The following is a 20,614-nucleotide window of genomic DNA, read 5'->3' on the forward strand; positions in this document are numbered from 1 at the left end:
GGAGAAAATCATGAGCCAAGACCGACACGAAGAACGCCAACAACGTTTAAAACAAAAAGTGGATGAGCGTATTGAAGCCGCCCAACTGGAGCGCGGGATCCTGATTATCTTCACTGGCAATGGAAAAGGAAAAACAACGGCGGCATTTGGCACCGCTTGTCGCACCGTCGGTCATGGCAAAAAAGTCGCGGTTGTTCAGTTTATTAAAGGCGGTTGGGACAATGGCGAACGCAATCTTTTAGAACCTCAAGGTGTCCCTTTTTATGTGATGTCCACCGGGTTTACTTGGGAAACGCAAAACAAACAGACTGATACGCAAGCTTGCCTTGAAACTTGGCAACATGCAGTGGAATTATTGCAAGACCCTCAATACGACTTGGTGATCCTCGACGAGCTGACCTACATGGTCAGTTACCATTATCTTCCTCTTGCTGAAGTAATGAATGCATTAAGTTGCCGCCCTGAAAATCAATCAGTCATTATTACGGGTAGAGGATGTCACCGTGACCTGTTGGAGTTTGCCGATACAGTGACAGAAATGCGCCCTGTTAAACATGCCTTTGATGCGGGGATCAAAGCGCAAAAAGGGATTGATTGGTAATCTTTGGCAACATGCTAATTAACTGCTACATGCTATTTCGGTGCCACATCCAGTTTTAAAACCCCAGCACTTAAAATAGCGGCAGTTTGCGACAAAAATTGCAAATATTTTTGTCGCTCCTCAAGGCAATTACCCCCAGTTTCCCATTGGCTATAGAGCCCCGCCATATTCGATACGGCTACATGGTATTGATTATAAAAATCCTGTTTTTTTTCTGGATCAGCGGAACCTCGATAAGCTTGAATCAGAGTGTTCACTTTCACCGCGTACTGCTGGATTTGCTGGTCTTCAAAAACAGGGAGCGTGACAGGATAGTCAAATGTTAAACTCACAGTATTGTTTTGTACTGGCTCATTTTGACGCACAACCAATTGCATCATTTGCTTATCATCCGAAGAAATCGCCGTAATGAGTTCCGAATAGGAAAAACACTTTGTTTTGATTTTACTGACGGTTGTCAGAGAATTTAATTGTTCAGGGATCTGCACCCCTATCGAGTAGTCACAATTGAATACATTATTATCAATAATGATATTATCACTACTTTGTACTCTACCTTTTATTCGATAATCACCAACGGTTAATTCCTGTATAGTTTGATTATGAACAGAAGGAATTCCATTATTACCGTATACAAAGCTATAGGAATAATAAAGATGCTTTTGAGGATTTAATATCCCTCCTTTATTATCTGGATAAACCATAAAATAAATGTGCTGGCCTTCTTCGGTTGTCATTGAATGTAAGCCTTGCTTTAAATATAGGCTACCCACTGACGTTTTTGGGATCACCATCAGCTTATTATCAATAAAAAAAGGATAATTTTCCGACGAGTCATTACTAAAAAAGAAGTGTCCATCTTCAGAAGTATGTGGTTGATAAACATCACAACTTGTTATTCCAAAACTCAATAATGCTGCATATTTCGCCGACTTTACACATAACATAAACATTAAAACCTTTTATTGTTTCATTATGATAAAATAGATTAGATAGATGAGTTGTACAATATAAAAGCCGCATAATGTGACAGATACCTTATAAACCCTCTATTGGTGTATTTTAAGTTTAACGATCAGAACAACAAAAAATAAAAGTAACAAATAGAATAAATTAGCCTGTCTTTACCTTATTGTTTTCTAACCAAAAAGAAGCTAACTTAATAGTAATTTAAGATTAGGGTAATATATTTATATTATTCAATAATGGTATTTTTTTATGTTAAGTCAAACTGACTATAGCAAATCGTCTGTTAGATGAATGAAACTTGAATGAATTAATAATTAAAATGTTCAAAAAGCAATGACAGATTATTTCGCTATTCTATTTAACTGAGATAAAAATAAAGGCTATGGCAAATACCATAACCTTTATTTAGCTTGAACCATTCGAATAATATTCTACGGTTAGATTCGAGTACGACGTTTAGCCGTTGGGCGTGAAGTTTGGCGCTTTGCAGCTGGGCGAGATGCCACTTGGGTGTGACGTTTCACCGCACGGCGAATTTGGTTAGCTTTGATTCGGCGCTGATCACGCTCAACAGACACTTTACTTTCTGTTTCAACATCCAGTTCAACTAACTCTCTTAAATAGTTAGTTTGCTCTAAACCTAATTCAGTCCAACCACCACGTGGTAAACCTTTTGGTAAATCGATATCTCCGTAGCGAACACGGATCAGGCGGCTCACTTGCACACCAACAGATTCCCATAAACGGCGAACTTCACGGTTACGACCTTCGGTTAAGGTGACGTTATACCATTGGTTCATCCCTTCTCCACCGCGATACGACACAGTTTTAAAGGATGCCGGACCATCTTCTAATTGCACGCCAGTGGTTAATTGACGAATTTTTGCATCCGTGATTTCACCAAACACGCGTACTGCGTATTCGCGTTCCACTTCACGGCTTGGGTGCATTAAGCGGTTAGCTAATTCACCATCGGTCGTAAATAACAATAAACCGCTGGTGTTCACATCTAGACGCCCTACAGCAATCCAACGAGCCCCAGTCAGTTTTGGTAAACGGTTAAATACCGTTGGGCGACCTTCAGGATCATGACGAGTGCACAATTCCCCTTCCGGTTTGTAGTATGCCATCACGCGGCAAATTTCTTTTTCTGGCTCTTTTATCGCTAAAACACGGCCATCAAGACGAATTTTTGTGGAGGCTTTGACTTCAACACGGTCACCCAATGTTGCCATTTTGCCATCAACACTAATGCGGCCTTCTTTCAATAGGCCTTCGATTTCTCGGCGGGAACCATGCCCTGAACGGGCAAGAATTTTTTGTAGCTTTTCAGTTTGTTGCGGTTTAGAACTCATGAGATCCTCAGCTGTCGCCTTCACAGGCGTCAAATAACTTTTGCGCTATTAAAAACAAGTCTCGCTCAATTAACAAGCCTCGCGTAATCGGCAAAAAGTGATGAATTTGAAAACCTGCGCATTATACACAGGTTTATTGTGATCCCCTATGACTAATATTCTTCCCAGAAAGAATGATTTTTCAAGGAAAATGGGGTTATTCAAATGGGGTTGGGTCACCCATTCCAACACGGACGACAACGGGTGTGTCATCAGTAAAATCAATTACCGTGGTTGGTTTTTGCCCGATGTAACCACCGTGGATCACTAAGTCCACTTGCTTATCCAGTAAATCGCGGATCTCTTCTGGGTCTGATTGGGTAAAATCATCTCCCGGTAAAATCAAACTGGTGGACATGAGTGGCTCACCCACCGCTTCCAGTAGATCACGGGCAATTGGGTTTGATGGGACGCGTAACCCAATGGTTTTACGCTTTTCATTCATCAAGCGACGGGGCACTTCTTTGGTGGCTTTTAAAATAAAGGTGTAATTACCTGGTGTATTGTTTTTGATTAAACGAAATACTGTGTTATCCACATGGGCATAATTAGAGAGTTCGGATAGATCACGGCACATCAAGGTAAAGTTATGGTTCGCATCCAATTTCCGGATACGGCAAATACGTTCTAGGGCATTTTTTTCTTCTAAACGACAACCAATGGCATAACCTGAATCTGTCGGGTAGACGACAACACCGCCTTTATTCAGGATCTCAACGCTTTGGCTAATTAGCCTTGCCTGTGGGTTGTCCGGATGGATATAAAAAAACTGGCTCATAGTGACCTCTATAGTTGAGTATCGACAGCATCATCCGGTGAACGACCTAAAAATGGCACTATCTATCTATTCTTACAAAACAAAACGGTTCTTACAAAACAAAACGGCTCTTGCAAAACACAACGGTCACAATAATATCTTTATCAAATAATATTGTGACCCAACAAAATAATTTATATACCGACTATTTTACACCCAAACCGTGATCCATCAACGAATTAGGTCATATTCTTACAAACTAGGAGGTTTTAACTGCTCGGCAATTCACCAGCACCCTCCTCAATTCACTTTATCCCACAAGGTCCAAACGGCTTGCTCATCATCAGGGAGCCATAAATTGCGCCCTAGTTCAATCCACGAACAAGGGCGATGGAAATCTGAGCCAACAGAAGTTTTTAAATCAGCCTCTTGCGCCAACTCCCCTAAAAATCGCTTCTCATTTGCCGGTTGCTGACAATGCGAAATTTCCATCGCATCCCCTTGGCAGGCTTTAAAGTGTTCGATCAGGCGCCTTAGCCATTTATTCGATAATTGATATTTTGATGGATGCGCCAGAACCGCTACACCGCCAGATTGATGAATGGCATCCACAGCTTCTTGAATGCTGCACCACTGCGCAGGGACATAACCGGTTTTTCCTTTCGCCAGATAGCGCTTAAACACATTATTGATGGTTTTCTCTTTGCCAATTTTGACAATATACTGCGCAAAATGCGCACGAGTGACCTGTCCTCCCCCCGAAATCGCTTGGGCATTTTCCCACGCATTATCAATCCCCGCCTTTTGCAAGCGACGACCTATCTCAATCCCCCGTTCTAAACGGCGTTGTGATTGCTGAGTAAGTAACGTTTCCATCGCAGGATGGCTCGGTGAAAAATTCAGCCCAACAATATGAATTTCAATATTTTCCCACAGGGTGGAAATTTCAACCCCGTTCACTAATGTTAATGGACGTGGATTGTCAGCAAGATACGCTTTGGCCGCGATTAAGCCATCACAAGTATCATGATCCGTAATTGATAAAATATTCACACCCATTGCTATCGCACGTTCGACTAACTCAGCGGGAGGCAACTCTCCATCTGATGCATTCGTATGGCTATGTAAGTCATAGCGAGTCACTATTGGCGTCGAATCTTGCGACATATTGTTACCTTCTCCCTTTTCGATTTAACGAAAATTAAAAATAAATACAAACAGCTATTGACATAAATCACGCGATCCAGTTTACTAGTACGCAAGATTAGTTGTATTTAAAAGAATTTAGTATTCAAAAACATTTAGTATTCAAAAACATTTAGTATTCAAAAACATTTAAAACTTAATTTGTTTATCCAGTGAGGCACGTATGACTATTTTCAATTTATCAAACCGTTGGTGGCGCGACTTCCCAAATTGGGCGGAAGCCGCACGCGCATAAATTGTTAATGCCTCAGTGCCGAACCCGCCCTCAACCAGCGGGTTTTTTTACGTCTAAAATTAGCTTAAGGCAGCAAAATGAACAAACAAAACACCACATTAGCACATTTTAATCATCTGGATAGCCCAATTAACTATCAACCGGACCCTACGTTGTTATTTAATCACTTGTGCCAGAATAAAGCCGCTACCATGCTGTTAGAGTCGGCTGAAGTCAATAACAAAGCCAATTTACAAAGCCTATTAATCATCGACAGCGCATTACGTCTCCGTGCATTTGGTCAACGGGTTGAAATTGAAGCGTTAACTGAAAATGGCCAGGCTCTATTACCTTTAATCAATGCACAATTAGCCGAAAAAGTGATTTCTCGCGATTTGGCCACAAACCATCTGACCGTTATTTTTGCTCAACCAGAAAGCCAATTAGATGAAGATAGCCGTTTAAAAAGCGCATCATGTTTGGATGTATTACGCGCATTGCCAGCACTTGCTCAAGCACATTTCCCGAAACCAGAAATCCTGTTTATGGGTGGGTTATTCGCCTATGACTTAGTGGCAAATTTTGAAGCATTACCAGAAGTGGCAACCACAAACCAATGCCCAGATTTCTGCTTTTTCGTCGCAGAACACTATTTAGTGATCGACCATCAGAACCAAGCCGCACGCTTAAAAAGCCTACTATTTACCGCAGACACTCACATCGTCGCGCAAGTACAGCAGCGCCACAGCGAAATTATCGTTGCGTGCCGCCCTTACTTACCAGCATTACCTATGGGTGAACAAGACAACTTCAGCGTCACTATCAATAAAAACGATGAAGAGTATGGGCACGTCGTCAATACCTTAAAAAAAGCTATCTACCGCGGTGATATTTTCCAAGTCGTCCCATCACGCAAATTCAGTATGCCATGTGCTCAACCGTTGATTGCCTATCAAAAACTTAAGGCACAAAACCCAAGCCCGTACATGTTCTATATGCAAGACAATGATTTCACCCTGTTTGGCGCTTCACCAGAGAGCGCATTGAAATACAGCAAACAAACTCGCGTGGTGGAAATCTACCCAATTGCAGGTACCCGTCCTCGTGGACGTAATGCGCAAGGAAACATCGACTTAGATTTAGACAGCCGCATTGAATTGGCTATGCGTACCGATGAAAAAGAGCTGGCCGAACACATTATGTTAGTGGACTTAGCCCGTAATGATTTAGCGCGAATTTGCGAAGCAGGCAGCCGCTATGTTGCCAACCTGACCAAAGTTGACCGCTACTCTTTTGTGATGCACTTAGTTTCCCACGTTGTGGGCACTTTACGTAGCGACTTAGATGTTTTTCATGCTTATCAAGCGTGTATGAATATGGGGACATTAACAGGCGCACCGAAAGTCAAAGCCATGCAACTGATCGCAGAATGTGAAAAAGAGCGCAGAGGCTCCTACGGCGGTGCCGTGGGTTACTTTAATGGTAAAGGCGATTTTGATACCTGCATCGTTATTCGTTCCGCGTATGTCGAAAACGGGATTGCTACCGTTCAAGCTGGCGGCGGCGTTGTTCTCGACTCTTCTCCACAAGGTGAAGCCGACGAAACTCGTAATAAAGCCCGCGCAGTGATCCGCGCCATTGCCCAAGCCCACCAAGTTGAGGAGTTATTTTAATGGCTAACATCTTGCTACTCGATAACGTCGACTCCTTCACTTACAACCTGGTCGACCAATTACGCGCCAGTGGTCATCACGTGGTGATCTACCGTAACACCGTTAATGCGGCACATGTTTTATCTGTATTGAATCAGCTTGATGATGCGATTTTAGTCCTTTCACCGGGCCCTGGAAAACCCAGTGAGGCGGGCTGTATGCCAGAAGTACTTAAGTCAGTAATAGGCTCCATTCCTGTGATTGGTATCTGCTTAGGGCACCAAGCCATCGTTGAAGCCTATGGTGGAACAGTTTCCCCTGCGGGTGAAATTTTACACGGCAAAGCATCCATGGCGACCCACGACGAGCAAGCCATGTTTGCAGGCTTAGAAAACCCTATTTCAGTGGCACGTTATCACTCTTTAGTGGGTAGCCAAATCCCTGAATCATTAACGATTTGTGCACAATCCAATGGCATGGTCATGGCGGTACGTAATGATGAACAGCGAGTGTGTGGATTCCAGTTTCACCCTGAATCCATCTTAACTACCCAAGGGAAATTGTTGTTAGAAAATACCGTGGCATGGGCGCTTTCTTCCCCCAACAAAACAACATCATATTCGCACTAATGGGACACAGAGAGCCAATCATGCAAAATATTTACGATAAATTATTTAAGGCACAAGCGTTAACTCAACAAGAGAGCCAATATTTATTTAACGCGATTATCCAAGGTGAACTCACTGAGCCCCAACTTGCCGCCGTCTTGATCAGCATGAAAATGCGTGGTGAACAACCGCAAGAAATTGCAGGTGCTGCACTGGCATGCTTAGAAAATGCCCAACCCTTCCCACGCCCTGACTATCAGTTCAGTGATATTGTTGGCACAGGAGGAGACGGCGCAAACAGTATTAATATTTCCACTGCCAGCGCGTTTGTGGCAGCAGAATTCGGGATCAAAGTCGCTAAGCACGGTAATCGCAGCGTTTCCAGTCGCTCAGGTTCATCGGATCTGCTCGCTGCCTTTGGCATTGCCTTAGATTTAAGCGCTCAAAGCGCCCGTGATGCATTAGACGAGTTAGGCTTATGTTTCTTATTTGCGCCGCAATATCACAGTGGATTCCGCCATGCCGCGCCGGTACGTAGCCAATTAAAAACCCGTACTTTATTTAATGTACTGGGCCCATTAATTAACCCTGCTCGCCCGCCGTTAGCCTTAGTCGGCGTCTATCAGGATTCATTGGTTGAACCCGTAGCAAAAACCATGCAAATGCTTGGGTTTACCCGCGCGGCTGTGGTACATAGTGGAGGAATGGATGAAGTTTCACTTCATGCACCAACCCATGTTGCCGAATTAAAAAATGGTGAAGTTCAGCAATATACTCTGACGGCTGAAGATTTTGGCTTAGCGCCTTATCAACTGAAAAATTTGGAAGGCGGTACCCCAGATGAAAACCGTTTTCTATTGACACAATTATTACAAGGTCATGGTCAAGCGGCTCATGAGGCTGCTGTCGCCGCAAACGTCGCCATGTTGTTACGCATTAATGGTTACGAAGATTTAAAAGAAAACAGCGAGCACGCACTCAATATTATTCGTAGCGGCAAAGCATTTGACCGCGTTCTGGCACTAGCTGCAAGGGAGCACTAAGATGAAAGGCACGGTATTACAAAAGATTGTGGATGATAAATTTGCCTATTTAGCTGAGCGCAAACAGCGTCAACCACTGGCAAGTTTTCAATCTGAAGTGCAACCTGCGCAACGAAATTTCTACTCAGCCTTACAAGCTAAGCGCCCGGTGTTTATTTTAGAGTGTAAAAAAGCCTCTCCATCAAAGGGGCTTATTCGTGAAGATTTCGATCCTGCGGTCATTGCCGGCATGTATGCCCCTTATGCTTCTGCCATTTCAGTTTTGACTGACGAAAAATATTTCCAAGGCAAAATGGATTATTTGACCATCGTCAGCAATACCGTGAAACAACCCGTTCTGTGCAAAGATTTCATCGTTGACCCTTATCAGATTTACCTTGCTCGCTATTACCAAGCGGATGCCATTTTACTCATGCTGTCCGTATTAAATGATGAACAGTACCTTGCCCTTGCCGATGTAGCACACCAACTGAACATGGGCGTTCTCACTGAAGTGAGCAACGATGAAGAACTGGAACGTGCGATAACATTGAAAGCCAAAGTGGTTGGGATCAACAACCGCGACCTGCGTGATATGTCTATCGATTTAAATCGTACGCGTCAGCTTGCACCGCGTTTACCGGCAGGAACCGTGGTGATCAGCGAATCAGGTATTCTTCAACATCAACATATCCAAAGCCTTGCGGATGTGGCTAATGGTTTCCTAATTGGTAGCGCCCTGATGGAGCAAGCGGATTTACCGCAAGCGCTGCGTAACCTTCTGATTGGTGAACATAAAGTGTGTGGATTAACCCGTGAGCAAGATGCTAAAGCCGCATTTTCCGCAGGTGCCAATTTTGGTGGACTGATTTTTGCTGAAAAATCCCCTCGTAAAGTGACACTGTCACAAGCAAGGCAAATTATTCATGCTGCGCCACTTAAATTTGTGGGCGTTTTCCGTAATCAATCCGCGGATTTTGTGGCACACCTTGCCCAACAATTGGCACTGCATGCGGTTCAACTCCATGGCGATGAAGATAATACCTACATGGCACAATTACGTGAAATGTTGCCAGCTCACTGCCATATATGGAAAGCCCTGAATATGACTGAGAGCCAGATCGGAGATTATGACCCTGCGTTAATTGATTTACTGCTATTGGATAACGGCGCGGGCGGTACGGGAAAAACCTTTGATTGGTCGTCAATACCAACAAATAGCGGTCACAAACTGATGGTGGCTGGCGGACTTACCCCTGAAAACTGCCAACAAGCAGCCCAACTCATCTGCAATGGGCTTGATTTTAACTCTGGCATTGAAATCGAACCGGGTATTAAGTCCGAACAAAAACTAAACCAAGTCTTTGATGCATTGAAATCAGCCCATATGGCGATTTAGCACAAAGCCATATTAATCATACTGAACATATAAACTTAAAATGGATAATAAATAATGAGCAAATTAGACCCCTATTTCGGTGAGTTTGGTGGGCAATATGTCCCAGAAATTTTGATCCCAGCATTGAACCAGCTAGAAGATGCCTTTATTGACGCACAAAATGATCCCGCGTTCCTAACAGAATTCCATGACCTACTTAAAAACTATGCGGGACGTCCAACTGCATTAACCCTGTGCCGTAACCTGACAGCAGGTACCAAAACTAAACTTTATTTAAAGCGAGAAGATTTACTTCACGGTGGCGCGCACAAAACCAACCAAGTGTTGGGGCAAGCATTGCTCGCCAAACGTATGGGTAAAAATGAAATTATTGCTGAAACCGGAGCGGGTCAGCACGGTGTTGCTACTGCCCTTGCTTGCGCCTTATTAAATATGAAGTGCCGTATCTACATGGGTGCAAAAGACGTTGAGCGCCAATCTCCAAACGTGTTTCGCATGAAACTCATGGGCGCCGAAGTGATCCCTGTACATAGCGGCTCTGCAACCTTGAAAGATGCCTGTAATGAAGCGCTAAGAGACTGGTCTGGCAGCTATGAAACCGCGCACTATTTATTAGGTACTGCGGCGGGTCCTCACCCATATCCGACTATTGTGCGTGAATTTCAACGCATGATTGGTGATGAAGCAAAACAGCAAATTTTAGACAAAGAAGGCCGTCTACCGGATGCGGTGATCGCCTGTATCGGTGGCGGTTCCAATGCTATCGGTATGTTCGCTTCATTTATTCCTGAAGAAAGCGTTGGACTCATTGGGGTTGAACCTGCGGGTCTTGGCATCGAATCAGGACAACACGGCGCTCCGTTAAAACATGGTCGTGTAGGGATTTATTTCGGCATGAAATCTCCAATGATGCAAACCTCTGAAGGACAGATTGAAGAATCTTACTCCATTTCTGCTGGGTTAGATTTCCCCTCTGTAGGACCTCAACATGCGCACTTAAACAGTATTGGTCGTGCTGAATATGTTTCGATTACCGATGATGAAGCGTTAAACGCCTTTAAATTACTGTCACGAAAAGAAGGGATTATTCCTGCATTAGAATCATCTCATGCATTGGCGTACGCCCTCAAAATGGCAGAGCAAAATCCAAATAAAGAGCAGTTGTTAATTGTCAATTTATCCGGTCGTGGTGATAAAGACATTTTTACGGTACATGATATTTTGACTAGCAAAGGGGAAATCTAATGACGCGTTATACTCAACTTTTTCAGCGTTTAAACCAACAAAACCAAGGCGCTTTTGTTCCCTTTGTCACGTTAGGCGATCCTGATGCTGAGCTTTCTTTAAAAATTGTCGATGCGTTAATTGCAGGTGGTGCAGATGCCTTAGAGATTGGTATCCCCTTCTCTGACCCTTTAGCGGATGGCCCGACAATTCAAAATGCCAATTTACGTGCCTTTAAAAGCGATATCACACCGACGTTATGCTTCGAGTTATTAGCGCGCATTCGAGCCAAACACCCCAATATGCCGATAGGCTTATTGGTGTACGCTAACTTGGTTTTCACCAATGGCATCGACCATTTTTATCAACGTTGCCAACAGGCTGGCGTAGATTCCGTTTTAGTTGCTGATGTGCCAATGCGTGAATCAAAGCCATTTCGTGAATCTGCCATCGCCCACGGCATCGCCCCTATCTTTATTTGTCCACCTAATGGGGATGACGCACTGCTAAAAGAGATTGGGGAACATAGCCAAGGTTATACGTATTTACTCTCTCGAGCGGGTGTGACAGGTACAGAGCAGCGAGCGCAAATGCCATTAACCCATTTAGTGAGCAAATTAACCCAATATGGCGCAGCACCTGCACTTCAAGGATTTGGTATTTCAGAACCTGCTCAAGTGACTGAAGCAATTCGTAATGGTGCTGCGGGAGCAATATCAGGTTCTGCTGTGGTAAAAATCATTGAAAATAACCTACAGCGTCCACAAGAGATGCTCAGTAAATTAACGGAGTTTGTGGCAAATATGAAAGCCGCCACACAGAAATAGTCACCTTAATTTATTTTTTACATTGTGTCAGAAAGCCATCCATATTTTGATGGCTTTTTTATTTCAAATAGCCGTTAACGCATTCAATGGTTTCTGTCAAATTTCCACTTCACGAATAATATTTAAAATATATTAGGTAAAATCATTCAGACTAATTTGGATTAAATATCCATCTTAATATTTAATTATAGAATTAAATATGCACTCTGATTATTGATTCTTTTGATATTGTAAACGCAATGTTAAATTAAATATAAATAATTTAACATTATATCTTCTGGTCGTTATATTCTTTATTCTCTAAAAACGAAAAATCCGGGAGTTTATTCCCGGATTTCTTTACTGCTTTCTAATCCATTAGCGAGCAAGAATGAACTTGCTGAAGTCCTTAAGAAATTAGAAACGGTAACCCACACCAAACATAAATACGAATGGGTCTAAACGAGTATCAACTTTATGCTGCTCGCCACCCGCTTTGAATTTAACGTCAGTTTCGATATTCATCCACCACACAGAGGCGTTTAACATCCAGTTTTCATCAAGCATGTAGTCCATACCTGCTTGCGCAGCAAAGCCCCAAGAGCTTGACAGGTCTAGGTCAGACAAGCCCGCAGACTTACCATTATTATTGAATTTTTCATCAAAGAAGAACGTATAGTTCAGACCTGCACCTAAATAAGGACGCAGTTTATCTTCTTTGCCACCGAAGTAATATTGTGCCATTAGCGTTGGTGGTAAGTGTTTAACTGTTGCAATATTTCCGGTTGGACCTGTGCCAACTTTATGCTCAAAAGGGGTTGCCGCTAATAATTCCACACCAATATTATCGGTGATCATATAACCGAAAGTTAAACCTAATTGGGTATTATTATTTGCATCAAAATGACCTAAATTAGCATTGCCCAGTTTAACATCATCCCCGCCAACATTTGGTCTTACAGTAGCAGTACCTGCACGAAATAAAAAGTCGCCAGCTTCATGAGCAAAAGAAGCTGCTGGAGCTAAAGTTGCAGCAGCCAATACAAGCGCAGTGAGTTTTTTCATTGTCAATCCCATTCCTATGTTTATTATTTAGCAAAATATAGCCTATTCTTAAATTTAATATTCAAATCAAGATCACATCTTTTGCTAATTTATATATTTCGCAATAAATCTGACTTTATTATTTCATTACTGGTTTTTTCTATTTTGATTTGAATCAATTTTGATGAAATAACTATTAAAATAAGAAATGATTTTATATTACTGGCTAATTAAATCGCGATTTAAATATATATTTAAAATACACCTTTAGGATTATTCTTTATTAATAGTGATACACTCATTTACTGTGTAGCACACCTATTTAGGCTAACTCCCAGACTTTTCTTATCTTTCTCTACCTATACGTCCGATACTCAGTTACAATCACCGTCAAATTTTTATTCCGTTTGTAGATAGGAGCAGTTACATGTCCATTTCGGCCAACTCACTCTTTCGTGATAGCATCAACTTTTTTAAAAACCAGTTGAATGGCCTCTTCACCATTGTGTTAATCGCCACCGCAATCAGCGTGATTGTCTACGCAATGTTAATTCCTAATGAACGGATGATTGGCGTGTTACTTGAAGCGCAGAACCAATTACTTGAAGCGGGTAATGCTGGGTTACAGAATTGGGTATTGAACTTACCTGAAGACGAGAAAAACAGCATTCTACGTGTGTCTATGGGCTTGATTTTATCCGTAGCATTGGGAAGTTTGGTACTGATGTGCGGCGTGCTATCTTATATCGCCAATTTATCTCGCGGTGAAGCGGTGAATGGGACTCAAGCATTGGTTTCATCATTGCCTAAAGCCCCTGCGATGTTCCTGCTGCTGGTTATCTGTTCGTTATTAATTCAGTTGGGTATCACCTTAATGGTACTTCCTGGTCTGATTTTGGCGATTGGCTTTTCTCTTGCCCCTGCCATTTTAATGACTGAAAAAGTGAATCCATTTAATGCTATGGGCAGAAGCTGGAAGCTGGCGTTTGCCAATTGGCGTATCGCTGCCCCAATGATTTTAATTTGGATGGCAACGCAAATGTTAGTCAGCATGTTGTTAAGCAGCCTGCAACTGAATCATATTGTGGTCAATGGTATTTCATTCCTGATCAACAACATGATTGCTGCTTTCGCCTTAATTTACTTTTTCCGTTTGTATATGCTGAGCAGCAAAAACGCATAAATATAGACAGATTTAATCACCAAAAAGGGCGTCCGTATTTTGAAGTATGAAGTGACGCCCTTTGTTTTTCGTTCGAACAATACCATTACTCTGGCTGTTTATTATCGACACTTCCTTCTTCGCTCTCTTTGCGTTCTTCAACACATTTTTGCTGAATATGCTGCTTACTCTGGATCAAGCGGATGGCGAAATAGATATCTGGCACCACCAATAAATCATCATCAGAACGACTAATTTTATTTTGTGATAACCAACGGTTTAAGGATGTGCGTCGCCCTGCTAACACCAGCGTTACCCCTTTCGCTTTTAATGACGTCACGAGCTCGTTAAGTGCAGAGAATACGCTCACGTCGTTATGGGTAAAGCTGACCGCTGCATCGACAATGACCCATGCAGGGCGTTTACGCTGACTATCTATGTGCTTATTTAAGCGATCTTTAAAATAGTTCACATTGAAATAGGTCAGTGGTGAGTTAAAACGATAAATCAGCACGCCTTCAACAGCCTGAATATCATTATCAGGGTTCATTGAATGCAACATGCCCTGTTCGTCAACGCCCAATAACTGATCCGTTGGGCGGAATATCACCCTTAAAAACTGCAGCAAACCTAACAATACTGCAAAACCCACGCCGCTGATCAAGCCGACCACTAACACCGCGCACAAGGTAAAAACACATAAGAAAAAGGCTTGCCGATTACGTTTACGCATTGCATAAATGCTGCGAAAACTAATCAGTGAAAACGTCGAGACCACCAGCACCATACCTAATGCGGGCATCGGAATGTAACCCAGCAGATCCATTGAAAACAGCAATACCACCAAAATGGTAAGCGCAGCAATGACCGATACCATCTGCGTTTTACCGCCCATCATATCGTTTACAGCGGTTCGGCTACTGGCCGCGCTCACCGCAAAACCTTGAGATAACGCAGATGCGATATTCGCCATGCCTAAGGCACGTAGCTCTTGGTCAGCATCCACGGCATACCCATTTTTACTGGCAAAGCTTCGCGCCGTCATCATAAAGCTCACAAAGCTGATGACGGCCAAGTTTAAGGATGGCGTCACCAAATCCCGCAATAAGCCAGGGTTAAAATCCGGTGCCGCTATCGAGGGTAAGCCATTTCCAAGATTACCAACAGTGCTAATGCCATATTGCTCAAGATTGAAAACAATGCTGGCACTCGTTGCCAAGAGCATCGCAATTAACAGTGATGGCCACTTACTGCGTACTCGTTTGATAACCATCGTTACAGTGAGTGTTAATACCGCCACCGTTAATGTCGGAATATGGGTTTCAGGTATAGATAAAGGTAAAGCGACTAAACGTTCGATAAACCCTGAAGGCAGTGAATCAATACCAAAAATTTTACCTAACTGACTGACAATAATCGTCAGCGCGACCCCATTTAATAATCCTTGTAAAATCGGCCCGGATAGAAAATCCGCAAACATTCCCAGACGAAAGCGTGCCGCAATCAGACACCATATTCCCGTCATTAAACTCATCACAATAATTAATTGCCAACGAGTGTTTTCATCTCCCATCGCCAAGGGCGCAACGGCAGCAGCGATCACCGCACAGGTTGCCGCATCCGGTCCAATGATTAATTGTTTAGAGGTGCCAAACAATGCATACATCAGCATCGGTAAAATACAAGCATATAGCCCGACAATGGCATTGATCCCCATGAGTTCAGCATACGCAATCGCCACAGGCAGCGCTACAGCGGCTACCGACAGCCCTGCTTTCACATCCGGTCCCAAGTTCGCCAACTGATATTGGCTAAAGGTTTGTAAACCGGGCATCAGATTAAATAATCGTGCCTTTATCATGGGAAAAATCTCTAAAAATTAATCAGTTAATTTCTTGTGTAGACTATTTATATCCGAACTATTAAAGTTTATCTAGGACTAAGTCAAATAAGGGTAAAATAGTGCAAATTTGCTTGGTTTGCCGGGTTAATTCTTGGTAAAAGAGAGCAAACTTTTAACAATCTGTGCAAAATCAGTTAAACTACGCCACTACGTTTAAGTTGACTATGTTTGAATTGACTCTATTTAAGCTGACTATGTTCACATTAAGGATCTGAATCCACTGTTATGAAACAACTTATTGATTTTATTCCTTTGGTTATCTTTTTTCTCTTTTATAAGCAATACGACATTTATGTTGCTAGTCAGTCATTACTGATAACCACCCCGATTTCCTTACTGGTCACTTACTTCATTTATAAAAAAGTGGAAAAAGTGGCAAAAATCACCTGCGCGATTGTGATGGTATTTGCAGGGTTAACGGTTTTATTTCACAGTGCTGACTTTATCAAATGGAAAGTCACCATTATTTATGCTCTTTTTGGTATTGCTCTGTTTGCGAGCCAATGGTTTACAGAGAAACCACTCATTCAAAGAATGCTGGGTAGCAACCAAGAAATTAAATTAGCGGATAGCTATTGGTTAAAATTAAATACCGCTTGGGGTATTTTCTTTATTGCTTGCGCTGTTATTAATATTTACGTGGCTTATTGGATGGCTGAGAGTGTTTGGGTCAACTTTAAAGTGTTTGGATTAACGGCTGGCACCTTAATTTTCACGATCCTTAGCGTGGTGTATATTTTCAAACACATGGTTAAAGAACCTCAGGCAGAAAAGCCAGAAGAGTAATTTATTTCTTTGAATGATTATGATGATAAATAAGCTGCGTACTCTCGCAGCTTTTTTATGCCTATTACAGTGATTTGTTACAATTATCTGTGACTGGATGTACTCTAGCGGTTTACTATACTTATGTTTGTTTGCTATAAATGGGCAACAAAATCATAGTGTTTAATTCCTTTTAATAAAGAGTTTGATATGCAATTACCTAACGGTGAACTCGTTTTACGTACTTTGGCAATGCCTTCAGATACCAATGCGAATGGCGATATTTTTGGTGGCTGGCTAATGTCTCAAATGGATATTGGCGGCGCGATTTTAGCAAAAGAAATTGCGCTGGGTCGCGTAGTAACAGTGGCAGTCAATGGCATTAAATTTCAAAAACCAGTTGCTGTTGGTGATGTTGTTTGCTGTTATGCTCGCTGCTTGAAAACGGGGAAAAGTTCCGTCACTATCAATATTGAAGTGTGGGTGAAAAAAGTGGCAACTCACCCTGTAGGTCAGCGTTATCAAGCTACAGACGCGGTATTTACTTATGTGGCGGTCAATGATGATAATACGCCTCGTGCATTACCTGAGGATAAACAACATTTCGAATTAGAAAGTTCGCAACCTCAGGCTTAATCATTCATATACAGTAAGGGCGCTTCATAAGCGCCCTTTTTTGATCCCGATATTTCCTAGCATTTAAGCTTGGCTTACTGAGCCATCCACTTTGAAATAGATTTCAGTGGTATAGCCTTTCGCTGGCAGCTTTTCATATTTCCAACGGTTCATTGCACGCTTCACATCACGCTCAAACATGCCTTTAGGTGAAGCTTCAACAAACTCAATATTCTGCACTCGCCCATCTTCATCGATATCATAGCGTACTTTCACATAGCCATTTTTTCCTAAACGACGAGCGCGGTCTGGGTACTCAGGCGCTTGTTTACTTAATGCTTTTGGACCACGCTGACCGGTAGATTGGTTAGATGCTGTTGCATTATTTTTGACGTTAGTATCTGTTCCGCGCGTGTTGGTGACTTCTTTTGGCGTAGTATCTGTATTTGTGGATGGCGTTTTGTTCATCGCCAGTTGTTTTTCAACCGGTTTAACGGGCTCCTGAACTTTTTTCGGCTCTTTTTTAGGTTCTTTCTTCGGTTCAGGTTTCTTTTTTACTTCTGGTTTTTTCTGCGGTAAGACTATCGCCGGTTCAACCACTGGCTCCGGCTCAATGATAGGTTCAGGTTCAACCACCGGCTCTGGCTCTGCCTGTGTTTCTACTGGCTGAGTTGCGGCAGGTTCAGCAAAGGAAAGCATTGCTATCGAGATTGGCTCCTCAGGTTGAGGAAATTTCGGTTGATTAAAAATCCATGCCATTGCCAAGCCCGCATGAATTGATAATGAAACAGCAATGATCACTAACAGTCTGATACCACGCATATGCAATTTTTACCCTACACCAATTTACTTATTGAATATGACCGATAGTTTAAATGCAAATAGCAATCATATTCAATAAGGTTTAGCGAACAAAGTTAAAAATGTGAGTATAAACGTGAATACCCTCACTCAATCCACTGTGTAAATAGCAGGGAGTGACGGCGTTTATAGATGTCCATTTTGCGTAGAGAATAAATGTGCATATTACGGCGAGAGTGTCTTTCCAACCAGCGGCGACGACGGCGAACAACTTGTCTTAGCATTCTCCAGCGACCTACTTCTTGCCTACTGCGTCTCATTTTTTTAATCCTTATAAGGTGTAGTTCGTAACAGCGAAATATTATATGCCTTTGTTCGACAGAACCAAGAAGAAGTTATCAAGGATAAAAACAAAACCATCACGCAAAAAATGAGGTTGAACCAATTAATTTATCATTAATTGAACTTTTATTTATTTAACTCAGTTTTTATTCAGAACTTTTACGAAATTCTGGTATGTTTATTCTTAGTCTATATTTAATAAGACATATTTTCTTTTTTCGACTCTTTTTTTCTCTGTCAGTGAGGCTTGTTATCCATTATGGCAACCGTCTACACCTTAATGAGTTGGTTACTGTTTTTCCTGTATTGGTTAATTGTGGCTGGGGTTACTGTCCGTATTCTCGTCACGCGTCGCCCTGTCACTTCGGCAATGACATGGTTACTGATCATTTATATCCTGCCACTGGTAGGGATCATCGCGTATGCGGCATTTGGTGAACTGCATTTAGGTCGACGTCGTATCGATAAAGCTCACCAAATGTGGCCATCGGTTGCCACTTGGCTGGAAAATCTGCGCCTCTCCAAACACATTTTTGCCAACGATAACAGCCCCGTTGCGGAGCCATTATTCCAACTGTGTGAGAAGCGCCAAGGTATTGCAGGCGTTAAAGGTAACCGCATTCAATTACTGACCACCAGCGAAGACTCACTAAAAGCCATCGCGAATGATATTAATAATGCCAAGAACTCCATCGAAATGGTGTTCTATATTTGGCAACCGGGTGGACTTGTCGATGAGGTCACTGAAGCTCTTCTCAATGCGGCAAAACGTGGTGTTAAATGCCGTATTATGGTGGACTCTGCGGGAAGCTGGCATTTTTTCCGCAGTGATTATCCCGATAAAATGCGCGCCGCAGGGATTGAGTTTGTCGAATCCCTTAAAGTAAACCTTATGCGTTTTTTCTTACGCCGTATGGATTTACGTCAACATCGTAAAATCGTTGTCATTGATAACTATATCTCTTACACCGGCAGTATGAACATGGTGGATCCGCGCTACTTCAAACAAGATGCGGGTGTCGGTGAATGGGTAGATATTTTAGTCCGTATGGAAGGCCCAGTGAGTACTACATTAGGGATTGTCTACGCCTTTGACTGGGAGATGGAAACAGGACAGCGTATTTTACCACCGCCGCCAGATAGCAATATCATGCCGTTCGAACAAGATAACGGTCATACCACCCAAATGATTGCCTCAGGACCGGGGTTCCCTGAGGAACTTATCCAGCAATCATTGATGACGGCAATGTTCTCTGCCCGTAAGCAGTTGATCATGACTACCCCATACTTTGTACCAAGTGATGATTTATTACATGCAATTTGTACCGCAGCTATGCGCGGCGTTGATGTCAGTATCATCATGCCACGCCATAATGACTCTTTCTTGGTTCGCTGGGCAAGCCGCTCTTTTTACACGGAATTATTGGAAGCTGGCGTGAAAATCTATCAGTTTGAAGATGGATTATTGCACACCAAGAGTGTCTGTGTTGATGGTGAGCTTAGTTTAGTCGGTTCAGTAAACTTAGATATGCGCAGTTTATGGCTAAACTTTGAAATTACGGTCGTGATTGACGATAAAAGTTTTGGTAGCGATCTGACGCTGGTTCAGTATGATTATATGGCTCGCTCCACACGCTTAGATATTGAAGAATGGGAACAACGCCCATTCTGGAACCGTGTGATTGAGCGTCTGTGCTATTTCTTTAGCCCATTGTTGTGATCAACATAGCTGTGATCATAATCGCTATAGTCACTATTGCTTAACCGTTAGGAAAACGTCATGAGCCAGAACCCAAGTATTAATCTAATCGATGAAGATGAAATCATTGAAATTGCCTATGACCTTTTCCTTGAAGGTGCGATGGAGAACTTAGAGCCTGCCGACCAACTCATTTTCGCGTTACAGTTTGAAGAGTGTGGCGCGGCTGAAATTGTGCCATTTAGTCAAGATTGGCATATTCTCGCCACCCAAGGATTACCTTTAGCGCAAATGAGTGAAGTAGTGATTGGGCTTGCTAAAAACCCAGATGATGAGATTGACGATATTTTTGCACGAATTCTTATCAGCCGGAACCCTAAGCACCCTTTCCAACATATCGAGTGGAAACAGTAAGCAGAAATCAATAATGG

The 20,614-nt window shown here is 42.5% G+C and carries 18 protein-coding genes, 1 pseudogene and 1 other annotated feature; of the genes and pseudogenes, 11 read left to right on the forward strand and 8 right to left on the reverse strand.

What is annotated here, in order from left to right; all coding sequences use genetic code 11:
- Window positions 1-10: 10 nt before the first annotated feature.
- Window positions 11-601, forward strand: coding sequence for a cob(I)yrinic acid a,c-diamide adenosyltransferase (cobO, locus tag LDO51_RS16130; protein WP_225575391.1), 591 nt, complete (start codon window positions 11-13; stop codon window positions 599-601).
- A 32-nt stretch (window positions 602-633) separates the two neighbouring features.
- Here cobO and LDO51_RS16135 read toward each other — a convergent pair whose 3' ends face one another.
- The 4 genes from LDO51_RS16135 to rnm all read right to left on the reverse strand — a co-directional run bounded on the left by LDO51_RS16135 (window position 634) and on the right by rnm (window position 4,888).
- Entirely contained in the window at window positions 634-1,548 is a 915-nt protein-coding gene (locus LDO51_RS16135) for a hypothetical protein (RefSeq protein WP_225575392.1), read from the reverse strand.
- Between the two features lie 459 nt (window positions 1,549-2,007).
- Complete coding sequence (gene rluB / locus LDO51_RS16140; protein ID WP_036956541.1) at window positions 2,008-2,925, reverse strand: 23S rRNA pseudouridine(2605) synthase RluB; 918 nt, start codon at window positions 2,923-2,925, stop codon at window positions 2,008-2,010.
- Between the two features lie 196 nt (window positions 2,926-3,121).
- A complete protein-coding gene (locus LDO51_RS16145) occupies window positions 3,122-3,742 on the reverse strand; it encodes an L-threonylcarbamoyladenylate synthase (RefSeq protein ID WP_225575393.1) in 621 nt (206 codons plus the stop codon).
- A 279-nt stretch (window positions 3,743-4,021) separates the two neighbouring features.
- Window positions 4,022-4,888 carry an RNase RNM gene (gene rnm / locus LDO51_RS16150; protein WP_225575394.1) on the reverse strand — a complete coding sequence of 289 codons (867 nt, stop codon included), beginning with the start codon at window positions 4,886-4,888 and terminating at the stop codon, window positions 4,022-4,024.
- A gap of 223 nt (window positions 4,889-5,111) precedes the next feature.
- Window positions 5,112-5,213, forward strand: a sequence feature (Trp leader region).
- A gap of 26 nt (window positions 5,214-5,239) precedes the next feature.
- Here rnm and LDO51_RS16155 point away from each other — a divergent pair.
- The 5 genes and pseudogenes from LDO51_RS16155 to trpA all read left to right on the forward strand — a co-directional run bounded on the left by LDO51_RS16155 (window position 5,240) and on the right by trpA (window position 11,873).
- Window positions 5,240-6,814 carry an anthranilate synthase component 1 gene (locus LDO51_RS16155; RefSeq protein WP_225575395.1) on the forward strand — a complete coding sequence of 525 codons (1,575 nt, stop codon included), beginning with the start codon at window positions 5,240-5,242 and terminating at the stop codon, window positions 6,812-6,814.
- Window positions 6,814-8,444 (forward strand): annotated as a pseudogene (trpD, locus tag LDO51_RS16160) (bifunctional anthranilate synthase glutamate amidotransferase component TrpG/anthranilate phosphoribosyltransferase TrpD). The gene LDO51_RS16155 and the pseudogene trpD overlap by 1 nt, the downstream one beginning before the upstream one ends.
- A gap of 1 nt (window position 8,445) precedes the next feature.
- Window positions 8,446-9,822, forward strand: a complete 1,377-nt coding sequence (gene trpCF / locus LDO51_RS16165) for a bifunctional indole-3-glycerol-phosphate synthase TrpC/phosphoribosylanthranilate isomerase TrpF (protein WP_225575396.1) — start codon at window positions 8,446-8,448, stop codon at window positions 9,820-9,822.
- A 54-nt stretch (window positions 9,823-9,876) separates the two neighbouring features.
- Window positions 9,877-11,067: a tryptophan synthase subunit beta gene (trpB, locus tag LDO51_RS16170; RefSeq protein WP_225575397.1), complete on the forward strand. Its 1,191-nt coding sequence runs from the start codon at window positions 9,877-9,879 to the stop codon at window positions 11,065-11,067.
- Window positions 11,067-11,873 carry a tryptophan synthase subunit alpha gene (gene trpA / locus LDO51_RS16175; protein ID WP_225575398.1) on the forward strand — a complete coding sequence of 269 codons (807 nt, stop codon included), beginning with the start codon at window positions 11,067-11,069 and terminating at the stop codon, window positions 11,871-11,873. The genes trpB and trpA overlap by 1 nt, the downstream gene beginning before the upstream one ends.
- A gap of 396 nt (window positions 11,874-12,269) precedes the next feature.
- On the opposite strand, the gene ompW is transcribed toward trpA, so the two are convergent.
- Window positions 12,270-12,917, reverse strand: coding sequence for an outer membrane protein OmpW (gene ompW / locus LDO51_RS16180; RefSeq protein WP_225575399.1), 648 nt, complete (start codon window positions 12,915-12,917; stop codon window positions 12,270-12,272).
- Window positions 12,918-13,323: 406 nt separating this feature from the next.
- Here ompW and LDO51_RS16185 point away from each other — a divergent pair, with 406 nt between their 5' ends.
- Window positions 13,324-14,079 carry a YciC family protein gene (locus LDO51_RS16185; protein ID WP_225575400.1) on the forward strand — a complete coding sequence of 252 codons (756 nt, stop codon included), beginning with the start codon at window positions 13,324-13,326 and terminating at the stop codon, window positions 14,077-14,079.
- Between the two features lie 85 nt (window positions 14,080-14,164).
- On the opposite strand, the gene LDO51_RS16190 is transcribed toward LDO51_RS16185, so the two are convergent.
- Entirely contained in the window at window positions 14,165-15,919 is a 1,755-nt protein-coding gene (locus LDO51_RS16190) for a SulP family inorganic anion transporter (protein WP_225575401.1), read from the reverse strand.
- A gap of 267 nt (window positions 15,920-16,186) precedes the next feature.
- Between LDO51_RS16190 and LDO51_RS16195 the strand changes: the two genes are divergently transcribed.
- Window positions 16,187-16,747 (forward strand): septation protein A, encoded by a 561-nt coding sequence (locus LDO51_RS16195; RefSeq protein ID WP_225575402.1) that lies wholly within the window; start codon window positions 16,187-16,189, stop codon window positions 16,745-16,747.
- 189 nt (window positions 16,748-16,936) lie between these two features.
- A complete protein-coding gene (gene yciA, locus LDO51_RS16200) occupies window positions 16,937-17,362 on the forward strand; it encodes an acyl-CoA thioester hydrolase YciA (RefSeq protein WP_006658727.1) in 426 nt (141 codons plus the stop codon).
- A 63-nt stretch (window positions 17,363-17,425) separates the two neighbouring features.
- Here the strand turns inward: yciA and LDO51_RS16205 are convergent, their stop codons facing one another.
- Both LDO51_RS16205 and LDO51_RS16210 read right to left on the reverse strand, forming a co-directional pair.
- The gene (locus LDO51_RS16205; RefSeq protein ID WP_225575403.1) at window positions 17,426-18,163 is read right to left on the reverse strand and encodes a TonB family protein; all 738 of its coding nucleotides are present in this window, start codon (window positions 18,161-18,163) and stop codon (window positions 17,426-17,428) included.
- A 125-nt stretch (window positions 18,164-18,288) separates the two neighbouring features.
- A complete protein-coding gene (locus tag LDO51_RS16210) occupies window positions 18,289-18,462 on the reverse strand; it encodes a YciY family protein (protein WP_132496008.1) in 174 nt (57 codons plus the stop codon).
- Between the two features lie 281 nt (window positions 18,463-18,743).
- On the opposite strand from LDO51_RS16210, the gene cls reads away from it, so the two are divergent.
- Window positions 18,744-20,204, forward strand: coding sequence for a cardiolipin synthase (gene cls / locus LDO51_RS16215; protein WP_036956524.1), 1,461 nt, complete (start codon window positions 18,744-18,746; stop codon window positions 20,202-20,204).
- Window positions 20,205-20,264: 60 nt separating this feature from the next.
- Window positions 20,265-20,597, forward strand: coding sequence for an HI1450 family dsDNA-mimic protein (locus LDO51_RS16220; RefSeq protein WP_225575404.1), 333 nt, complete (start codon window positions 20,265-20,267; stop codon window positions 20,595-20,597).
- Window positions 20,598-20,614 lie beyond the last annotated feature (17 nt).

The organism is Providencia alcalifaciens (assembly GCF_020271745.1).
GTDB classification, from domain to species: Bacteria; Pseudomonadota; Gammaproteobacteria; order Enterobacterales; family Enterobacteriaceae; genus Providencia; species Providencia alcalifaciens_B.

Coding starts and splice junctions, on each gene's coding strand:
- LDO51_RS16220 (WP_225575404.1), top strand. CDS start 20,265: ATGAGCCAGAACCCAAGTATTAATCTAATCGATGAAGATGAAATCATT.
- cobO (WP_225575391.1), top strand. CDS start 11: ATGAGCCAAGACCGACACGAAGAACGCCAACAACGTTTAAAACAAAAA.
- ompW (WP_225575399.1), bottom strand. CDS start 12,917: ATGAAAAAACTCACTGCGCTTGTATTGGCTGCTGCAACTTTAGCTCCA.
- trpB (WP_225575397.1), top strand. CDS start 9,877: ATGAGCAAATTAGACCCCTATTTCGGTGAGTTTGGTGGGCAATATGTC.
- LDO51_RS16155 (WP_225575395.1), top strand. CDS start 5,240: ATGAACAAACAAAACACCACATTAGCACATTTTAATCATCTGGATAGC.
- LDO51_RS16135 (WP_225575392.1), bottom strand. CDS start 1,548: ATGTTATGTGTAAAGTCGGCGAAATATGCAGCATTATTGAGTTTTGGA.
- LDO51_RS16185 (WP_225575400.1), top strand. CDS start 13,324: ATGTCCATTTCGGCCAACTCACTCTTTCGTGATAGCATCAACTTTTTT.
- rluB (WP_036956541.1), bottom strand. CDS start 2,925: ATGAGTTCTAAACCGCAACAAACTGAAAAGCTACAAAAAATTCTTGCC.
- LDO51_RS16210 (WP_132496008.1), bottom strand. CDS start 18,462: ATGAGACGCAGTAGGCAAGAAGTAGGTCGCTGGAGAATGCTAAGACAA.
- rnm (WP_225575394.1), bottom strand. CDS start 4,888: ATGTCGCAAGATTCGACGCCAATAGTGACTCGCTATGACTTACATAGC.
- LDO51_RS16145 (WP_225575393.1), bottom strand. CDS start 3,742: ATGAGCCAGTTTTTTTATATCCATCCGGACAACCCACAGGCAAGGCTA.
- LDO51_RS16195 (WP_225575402.1), top strand. CDS start 16,187: ATGAAACAACTTATTGATTTTATTCCTTTGGTTATCTTTTTTCTCTTT.
- LDO51_RS16205 (WP_225575403.1), bottom strand. CDS start 18,163: ATGCGTGGTATCAGACTGTTAGTGATCATTGCTGTTTCATTATCAATT.
- trpA (WP_225575398.1), top strand. CDS start 11,067: ATGACGCGTTATACTCAACTTTTTCAGCGTTTAAACCAACAAAACCAA.
- LDO51_RS16190 (WP_225575401.1), bottom strand. CDS start 15,919: ATGATAAAGGCACGATTATTTAATCTGATGCCCGGTTTACAAACCTTT.
- cls (WP_036956524.1), top strand. CDS start 18,744: ATGGCAACCGTCTACACCTTAATGAGTTGGTTACTGTTTTTCCTGTAT.
- yciA (WP_006658727.1), top strand. CDS start 16,937: ATGCAATTACCTAACGGTGAACTCGTTTTACGTACTTTGGCAATGCCT.
- trpCF (WP_225575396.1), top strand. CDS start 8,446: ATGAAAGGCACGGTATTACAAAAGATTGTGGATGATAAATTTGCCTAT.